Genomic DNA, 9,402 nt, shown 5'->3' with positions numbered 1-9,402 from the left:
AAGATCATATTGCCTGAAATATCTCCACTTGGTGCAATGGTGATACCTTGAATCGGTGTCATTGAACTTGCCGAGTCAGTATACATGGCGACTGAGTCTCGCCCATACTGTGCCATTGCCGCGAGGCAAGAAGAAGGGGAAGGCGTTGTTGTCTCTGCGGGTGTGTCGCTTGCAACGGACAAGAAAGCTTGTGGCGGCGGTGGCGTTAAATGAACCGGGTGCGTATGTTCTGGCATGTTGATGCTGAGTAGTGTTGTTTGATCTGCGCCCCCTCTTTGTCCTATTCGGCGATTAGGAAGTCCTGGGCCGCGCCCCATACCGATAGGGGCTCGGCCTTGCATGTCCGGTAGTCCGAAGGTGGTGCGTCCATCGCCTCCAAAGTTAGTGCCCAGTAAGGAAAATAGTGCATTAAATTGTGATATGGGTTTGAGTTGCCCTTGACATAATTCGCTGCCACGGATGGCGAAATTTCCTGCAAACATCGTGATCGCACCAAGGTAAACTTCCATCGTATGCTCCTTCCGTATTGATGTTTCTCATTTTAGAAATTTTCATTAAGTGTTTTTGATGCTTTTTTAGCGGGGAAATCTGAAAATAATTTTTGATTAATGAATAGCTATCGAATGAGATTAATGCTGGAAATTTTCAGACTTCTACACTAAAACCTATAGGTAATAATGAGTCTGTTGTCCATGATGATTTTTTCTGTACGAAATATTTAATTATTATAAGTTGAAGAAATGCCTCGTGATTGGGCTTCTGGGAGAGAGGGAATGGCAATCGAAACAATACAAGATGATCCGCGTCGAAAAGAGGTCGTATTTATTGATTCTGGCGTGGCTCATAGCACCGATCTAGGCGCTGCCGCACGTGATGGTGTTGAGGTTGTTGTCCTAGAAACTACTCAAGATGGGGTGACTCAGATGGCGGACTGGGCTGCGACCCATTCCGGCTATGATGTGATACATCTTGTCAGCCATGGTGCTGATGGCAAACTCCAGCTCGGGAATGTCATGCTTGATGCGGAGATGTCTCGTGACCGGGTGAGTGACTTGGAGACCATCGGAGGTGCGCTGAAGGCTAGCGGTGACCTTGTGTTGTATGGGTGTGACGTCGCTCAGACTGAAGTGGGTCATCAATTTATCCGAGACCTCTCTGTGTATACGGGCGCTGATGTGGCTGCATCCATTGATACAACGGGCAGTGCTGTCCTAGGCGGAGATTGGACTCTGGAGTGGACCGAAGGCACTGTCGAACCTTGGGCTGGATTGACCGTTTCAGCACTCGACGCTTATGGTCATTTGCTCGCACTCCCCAGTACGCTACAGACCTTTACCCCGGTCTACTATGCCAATAACTCTGGGGGCAATTCGGTAGATGGCTTTACCGTTACCACAGATGCCAATACAACCGTTAGAACCGATAGTAGTTATATCTACTTAGAGGGTACTAATAAAGATGGGGCGAATAATAATTATGCCACCATTACTTGGACCGCTGATGATATTGATTTAGGTACTTTTGATCTAGATGGTCTGAAGTTTGATTCTTATGGCGGTGATTATACCATTGAGCTTTCGGCCACCTCTGGAGGGCTTCCTGTCTCACAAACTGAAAATTATTCAGCAGCAGGGACGAAAATTTTCAATGTTAATCCCACGGTTTTTGACGATATTTCTGCATTTACATTAACTATCACTCAGACAACCGGTGCCAGTACCGTAAATTTGGACCTTGTGTCCATGGATATGCTGGACTTGAAAGCGCCTAGCCCGGCTTTTGACTCAACCTCCACCGTCACTAGCGGCCCTCTGTCAGAGCCTTCAATATTGTCTAGCACCGCCGTTGATTCAGCCAGTGCGGTGAGTTTGTTGGATTTCACTATTCATGATGGTGGCCAAAGTGATGGTGCTGCGACCACTGTGCAGAGTATTACCGTTGATGTTTCGGGTACCACTACCGATGCCGAGCGGGGGAATCTCTCTTTTCTGTTAAATGGTGCTGATGCATCGAATATCACAGGCACATATAACGCTGCCGACGATACGATCACCTTTTCCGGATTGTCTATTGCAGTGGCTGACGGTAGCAATGAAACTTATACCATCAGCGGTTATTACAGTGATGATACGTCGACCGCGGATATGACTGAGGGTCACACTATCGTCCTGTCGACGAACGCCGATGCTTTTATCATGGGCTCAGGCAGCTCAACCATGACGGCATCGCAAGCCGATGTGAGTAATGGTGCGGGCGCAGCTCTTGGTATTACCGGGACTCATTTGGTGTTGACCCAGGAGCCGAGTAGTACGATTGTCAGTGGGTCGACTTTTGTAACACAGCCTGTCGTGCAGGTTATGGATGCGCGAGGCAATCTAGACACTGATTTTAATGGCACTGTCACGCTGACTGAAAATGGTAATGGGAGTCTCTCTGGTACCTCCACGGTGACCGCTGTGAATGGTGTCGCGACGTTTACGGGCATTGGGTATCGTGCTGCTTCAGATGGTGATGCGAACTTCGCGCTTACGGCTTCTGCATCAGGACTGACCAGTGTCACCTCAAGCGCGATTGATCCCGATGTTGTCGCGACTCAACTCGCTTTCTCTACCCAGCCTTCTCCTTCCCATGTAATCAGCGGCGATACGACGGATTTCACCGCTGACCCGGTCGTTCAGGCTGTCGATGTTAATGGATTGGTCGATACAGACTACGCTACCAATATCAGTTTGTCGGTCACTGATCCCAATGATAGTACGCTCGATGGTACCGTGAACGGATTAACTGCCACTGGGGATAGTGATGGCAGTGGTACGACGGTCACTTTGACGCCTGCTTTGGGTCGTGGGACCTTTACCAACTTATCCCTTCAATATACGAATGGGGGGGCATCTGACACGATTGCATTACTTGCCACGTCTGGTGGATTGAGCGCTGCGATGAGCTCAAGCCTAACGTCCTCGACAGCCTCACCATCGACTGTCACCCATGTGTCAGCTGTGCAAGCGAACGGGGTTTATTCAGTAGGCGATACGCTTACGATTATGGTGACATTCAACGAAAGTATTGTATTGAACACCACCGGAGGCGTTCCCCAGCTCACTCTTGAGACCGGCGCTACGGATCGGGTGGCGACTTACACGTCAGGGAGTGGTACCAGTACGCTGGGGTTTACCTACACCGTGCAGGCCGGCGATACCAGTGCGGATCTTGATTATGTCTCAACAAGTTCACTTGTCTTAAATGGTGGGACGATTCGAAACTCGAGTAATGTCGATGCGTTATTAACCTTGCCATCACCTGGGAGCGCAAATGCTTTAGGTGGTCAAAAAGCGATCGTCATTGATACCCAGGGCCCAAGTGTGGGTAGTGTGTCAGTCCCGACTGGTCAGACTTATGGTGCGGGCGACGCTTTATCCTTCACTGTTAATTTTGATGACGAGGTGTCGGTTTCAACGATTGGTGGCACGCCGCGACTCGCACTCACGCTGGATGGGGGCCATACAGTCTATGCCGATTATGTCTCGGGGGCAGGGTCAACAGCTTTGACCTTTGAATATACTATTGTGGCTGACGATGAGGATGCTGATGGTATTGTTGTGGGTGGCAGCCTAGATCTGAATGGCGGTACCTTGGAAGATAGTCATGGTAATGCTGCCGCACTGACGTTGAATAATATTGGTGCCACAACCGGTGTGCTGATTGATACGACGCCTGATCCTGACCCGACCCCTGATCCTGACCCGACCCCTGACCCTGACCCTGATCCTGATCCGACGCCTGATCCCGATCCGACCCCTGATCCCGATCCGACCCCTGAACCCGAGCCGGAACCTGAACCCGAGCCGGAACCCGAGCCCGAGCCGGATGTTGATGATGACGGCATTGATTCTGATATTGAAGACCAGGTGCCTTCTTTCGGTGGTAATGGCCAGGGCGATGGTAATGGCGATGGCATTGCAGACTCTGAACAGGCGGATGTGGCCTCGTTTGTGGTCTTGAATACATCGTCGGCAGTGTCGAACCCGGGGAATGCCACCGAGATGTTTTTAACGTTGGCCACAGGCAATGATGAGTCGCTACTGGGCATTGAACAGTTGGATGAAGCGGAAAGCCACCCGCAGGCGCTATCGATGCCATTGGGGATGTTGCAATTCAGTGCTCAGCTTGCCAATGCTGGCGATAGCACCACCTTTACGTTGGTGATGTCATCCGATATTGAAGTGAATGGTTACTGGAAACAGGATGCCAATGATCGCTGGGTCAATCTGGCCAGTGATGAGTTCGGCGGTAGCCTGCGTACTGAGAATGATCGCACAGTGCTGACGTTTACGATTGAAGATGGTGGCCAGTTTGATGATGATGGTGCGGCCAACGGGATGATTTTTGACCCAGGGGCGCCCGGCTTAATGGCTCAGGCACCGGATCCCTTTAGTGATGATTTGCACCTTGGTGATTATTTTAACTGGTGGGGTTGATTGAGTTAATCGAGATCACATCGATGGGCCATCGTGTGAAGATGGCCCGACTGGTCAGGCTTAAGTGATGGTATGGTGTCATGCTCTGATCACTTGATGTCATTGATGACGGGGTCAGGGCCTTGTGCCCTGGCCTATCCAATAAGTTGGTATGGATTAATCTTATGAAATATGCAATAGCAGGTGTCGCACTTTTAATGGCGGCTACCGCGCAAGCGGGCCCTTATGTCTTTGTCGAGGGTGGACAGGCATCGGGTGATTTTGATCTGAATAGTTTTAATGAGTTTAATCGTTCCATCGAGGCGGCTGGAGGCCAAGCGGCCTTGTCGGATGATGATCAGGACACGGCGTTGGGTTTAGGCGTGGGCTATGCGTTCACTTCGCATTGGGCGGTTGAGGTTTCTTATCTGGATTTGGGGGAGTTCTCGGCCCAGTCAGATACTTCTGATACCACCAGCACAGGGTTTAACCGTCAGCGTCACGTTAAGGAAACGCTGGATGTGAGCGGTTTGAATTTTTCGGGTATTGGGCGTCTGCCCGTCACGTCATCGTTATCTTTGGAAGGGCTGGCAGGATTTGCCTGGTTAAAGCAAAAGGGTACAGGGAGAGCCTGGGGCCAGACGTTTGATGAAGCTGGTGACGTTGTGCGTACGCAATATCAGCGCGCTCACGATGACCGTAACGACTGGGCGCCATTGCTTGGTGTCGGAGTCCGTTATCAACTGAATGATCATTGGCAGGCCGGTCTTCGTTATCGCCGTATTTTTGGGGCTAAGGCCGATGTGTTGGATGAATATGACCTGGACTTATTCACTGCCGGTGTCAGTTATCAGTTCTAAGGTTTGTATTGAGGAGAGGCCCTGTCTCTAACTCTTGCCGATCGCATAATTGACAATGCTTGAATCTATTAAACCCCTGATCCTTCGGTCAGGGGTTCTGGGAGTCGTTGTTGTGCGCCCAGCCTGTATATTATTGACGCGATTGATCGCTATGGCCGTTATGGTATTGGGGTTGCCGGGCTGTGCGACGACGATGCGTTATGCCTTTGATGACCACCCTTCCCCTTGCCAAGATATCAGCTATAGCTACGGCGGTACGCAGATGGATTCAATTATGCTCACGGACAGTCTATTCGATGACGATGGAGATTGGCGTCTGAGCGCTTTGCTCTTCTTGGATTTACCGCTCAGTTTTGTCTTCGATACGGTATTGCTGCCGGTATCGATCCCGTTAGATTGGGATGCGCACCAACAATGTCAGGCCAAGCAGTCTGATGCTTGATCAATAGGCATTGTCGTTATGAGTTGAATCAGCAGGGAGTGAATTGAATGGCCCGTGTGATGGTCAGTGCTTGTTTGATGGGGCAGCCGGTGCGTTATGACGGGCGCAGTAAATCTGGTGCGGCGCTCGCGCTAGCCCGTTTGCAGGCAGAGCATGAGCTCGTACCGTTTTGTCCTGAAGTGGCGGCGGGGTTACCCACACCGAGACCCGCCGCCGAGATTCAAGGTGGATTGGGTGACGATGTGCTGATCGGGAAAGCCAGGATCGTCGGTGATGATCAAGTCGATGTGACTGAAGCTTTTGTGGCGGGTGCTCAGCAAGCCTTGGCGCAATGTCAGGCCATGGGGATTCGCTATGCGGTGCTGACTGAGGCCAGCCCTTCTTGTGGCAGTCAACGGATTTACGATGGCACTTTTCAAGGGCAGACGCGCTCGGGCCAAGGCGTGACCACGGCGTTATTATCACAAGCGGGGATACAGGTGTTTAATCCGCAGCAGATCGATTATCTCTTATCTGTGCTCGTGGCTTGAAGTATGTTCGTGGCTTGAGGTGTGCTTGTGGCTTGAGTGATACAGTGCCCTCCTAGACGTTCTTGGCGTGGGTGAACTTGCCCCGTGTAAGACGGGGCAATCGTTAAAGCATGCGGGCTCATCAGGTCGGACGACTGACCTCATCAACCAGATAGAGAATGGATTGATAGGGAATACCGCCATGTTCAGTCAGCCCGATTTCACAGGTGCGGCTGTTGGAAAAGCCACGTTGGCATCCTGACACTTCCCGCTTCAGGTCTTGTAATGATGACGCATTTAATTCAGGTACTTTGAATCCTTTGTCACCGGCAAAACCACAGCAGGTGATGGATTCAGGCACCACCACGTCTTGAGCGCAGCGCTGGGCCAGGTTGAGCATGCGATCGGCCAGCCCCATACGGGTGGTTGAGCAGGTGATGTGAAGTGCAATGCGTTCCTGTTTGGGCGTCAGTGTCAGGTGGTCCAGTAAATAATCGTGCACAAACTGAACCGGCTCCATCAAGGTGAGCGCTGCCAATGCGGTGGCGGTTGTGCTGTCTTCGCGCTCTTGAATGGGCGTTTCTTTTAAGCGCATGGCGCAGGGGCTGGTATCACAAATAATCGGCCAACGGCCCTGTTCGCTGGCCTGATAAAGTGCCTGGATTAAGTCGCTGCGTTTTTGATTCGCCGTATCGAATAACCCCTTAGATTGGAAAGCCATACCACAGCAGAGATTATCGATCGCTTCGGGCACAATCACGCGATAGCCTGCGCGGTGCAGCAGTGTGAAGATCACTTCTTCGAGTGAACGGCGATCGGGATCATCTTTGGCGGCCCCCATGACGCGTGCGGCGCAAGAGGGCAAGTAAACAACCGCTGGTGCTGTAGGGTCTGTGACCTGGGGGAGTTTGCGTTGTAATGACGTGATCGGGGTTGCTGCAGTCGGCATCGCTGGGCTCCAGTGCCCGACTGCGTTGTGACTGAGTTTATTCACCACATTGACAGCGATTTTCATCCCCGCAGTGCCCAGTAAGCCATGTCCTAGTCGGGCGGCTTTGAGGCCAACGCGCGCGATTTGCGTGATCCCGGCAAAGTGATCCGCCAGCCACTGCCCCTTACTTGTCAGTGACTGGTTTTGCTGATGGCGGATTTCGCGAACTAAATCCCCCGTATTAATGCCGACCGGGCAACGTGTAGAGCAGAGTCCATCGGCGGCACAGGTCTCAATACCCTGGTATTGATAGGCCTCTCGTAACTGCTGTTGACGTTCAGGATCTTGGCCTTGGCTTTCTAATCGAGACAGCTCGCGCCATAACACAATCCGTTGGCGCGGCGTTAGTGTGAGGCGACGGGAGGGGCAGACGGCTTCACAAAAACCGCATTCAATACAGCGGTCAACCAAATCATGAGCCGGCGGTAAGGGCTTCAGGTTTTGAATATGGAGCTTGGGGTTGTCCGAAAGGATGACATCGGGGTTGAGTAGGTTAGTTGGATCAAAAATATGTTTGATCGTTTTCATCAGCGCGTAGCCTTCAGCGCCCCACTCGAGCTCAACATAAGGCGCCATATTGCGTCCGGTGCCGTGCTCGGCTTTGAGTGAGCCACCATAGCGTACCGCCACCAGCTCCGCGACATCGTCCATCAAGGCTTCATAGCGCGCGACTTCTTTGGGATCATCAAAGCCCTGGGTGAAGACAAAATGTAAGTTGCCTTCTAAGGCGTGCCCAAACAGGATGGCTTCATCATAGCCGTATCGATCAAAGATGGCGCGAAGTTCAGTCACGCCTTCAGCGAGCGAGGCGAGTGGGAAGGCCACATCCTCGATAATCACGGTCGTACCGATCACTCTCTCGGCACCGACGGCCGGAAACGTCCCCTTGCGAATTTTCCAGTAAAGTTCGTAAGTGCTTTGATCGGTGGTGAAGGTGACCGGGCTCAAGGTCGGCGTATCGCCCAGCGCTTGCTGTACGGTCTCAATATGGGTGTGTAGCGCTTGAGCATCCGCACCACGCACATCCACTAATAGAGCGGTGGCCTGTTCGGGCAGGGTCTTCAGATCCTCGGGCATGCCCGGCATATCTTCAACCGCACGCAAAGCGGCACGGTCTAGCAGCTCAACGGCTGAAACGGGTGAAGACTTCATGGCAACAGTGGCGCGGCAGGCCGTGGCGATATCGGGGAAGTACATCAAGGCGGCTGCCTTGTAACGGTGTTCTGGCACGGTGCTGTAAGTGATTTGGCTGATAAATCCCAGCGTGCCTTCTGAGCCAATCAGCAGGTGCATCAAAATATCAAACGGGTCAGTGAAATCGACCAGAGCGTTCAGGGCATAACCGGTCGTATTTTTGAGTCGGTACTTGTGCCGAATCTTATCAGCCAGTGGCGTGTTGGCTTGGGTGGTTTCACCGAGCAGACGTAAGCGCTCCAGTAAGTCACCATGGCTTTGCATAAACGCTGCTCGTGAGTCCGAGTCGGCGGTATCCAATAGGGTGCCATCTGCCAAAATAATGCGCATGGCTTCAACGGTACGGTAGCTATTTTGTGCTGTGCCGCAACACATGCCTGAGGCATTGTTGGCGGCAATACCGCCGATCATGCAGCTGTTAATGGAGGCCGGATCGGGGCCGATTTTACGATCTAGCGGTTTGAGCCAAGCGTTAGCTTGGGCACCGATGACCCCTGGGCCTAATCGAATGGCATCGCCATGGCGTAGAATCTCATGGGTATTCCAACCGTTCCCCAGTTGCATGAGCACTGAGTCGGTGACGGCTTGTCCTGACAGTGATGTGCCCGCGGCACGAAAGGTGATGGGTAGACCGCGCTCAGCGCAGGCTTTTAAGAGATATTGCACCTCTGACTCTTGCTCGACCCGGGCGACCAGTTGAGGAATCAATCGATAAAAGCTGGCATCGGTGCCGTAAGCCAGTGTGCGTAATGGATCATGAATCAAGCGTTCTTCTGGAAAGCGCTGTCGAAGGTGCTGAATCAGATCACCATAAGCCAAGGTATTGGCTGTCTGCTGTATGTCTTTTTGGGGGGTGTCGACTTGTGGATCGTCTACGGTTTGGTGCTGGCTTGCTCTGTTCATGTCACGGTTCACTCATCACGGAAACACCTGCCCCATTCTCGGGGCA

General features: G+C 52.1%; 6 protein-coding genes. 4 read left to right on the top strand and 2 right to left on the bottom strand.

The features are described from left to right. The coding region (locus BFW38_RS13445; protein ID WP_084004655.1) for a phage tail protein at nt 1-509 on the bottom strand (509 nt) is incomplete at its 3' end. 264 nt (nt 510-773) lie between these two features. Here BFW38_RS13445 and BFW38_RS13440 point away from each other — a divergent pair. The 4 genes from BFW38_RS13440 (at nt 774) to BFW38_RS13425 (ending at nt 6,289) form a co-directional block, all read left to right on the top strand. Further along, a complete protein-coding gene (locus BFW38_RS13440; protein WP_068999366.1) occupies nt 774-4,478 on the top strand; it encodes a DUF4347 domain-containing protein in 3,705 nt (1,234 codons plus the stop codon). A gap of 164 nt (nt 4,479-4,642) precedes the next feature. Next, nucleotides 4,643-5,317: a porin family protein gene (locus BFW38_RS13435; RefSeq protein ID WP_068999365.1), complete on the top strand. Its 675-nt coding sequence runs from the start codon at nt 4,643-4,645 to the stop codon at nt 5,315-5,317. Nucleotides 5,318-5,429: 112 nt separating this feature from the next. Further along, nucleotides 5,430-5,759 (top strand): YceK/YidQ family lipoprotein, encoded by a 330-nt coding sequence (locus tag BFW38_RS13430; RefSeq protein WP_175400983.1) that lies wholly within the window; start codon nt 5,430-5,432, stop codon nt 5,757-5,759. Nucleotides 5,760-5,806: 47 nt separating this feature from the next. Next, a complete protein-coding gene (locus tag BFW38_RS13425; protein ID WP_068999363.1) occupies nt 5,807-6,289 on the top strand; it encodes a 2-thiouracil desulfurase family protein in 483 nt (160 codons plus the stop codon). 121 nt (nt 6,290-6,410) lie between these two features. On the opposite strand, the gene BFW38_RS13420 is transcribed toward BFW38_RS13425, so the two are convergent. Beyond that, nucleotides 6,411-9,356, bottom strand: coding sequence for an FAD-binding and (Fe-S)-binding domain-containing protein (locus BFW38_RS13420; protein ID WP_084004652.1), 2,946 nt, complete (start codon nt 9,354-9,356; stop codon nt 6,411-6,413). Nucleotides 9,357-9,402 lie beyond the last annotated feature (46 nt).

The organism is Terasakiispira papahanaumokuakeensis, assembly GCF_001709345.1.
GTDB lineage: Bacteria > Pseudomonadota > Gammaproteobacteria > Pseudomonadales > Halomonadaceae > Terasakiispira > Terasakiispira papahanaumokuakeensis.
Note: the sequence above shows the minus strand (reverse complement) of the source record. Positions and strands in the feature narration are given on the sequence as shown.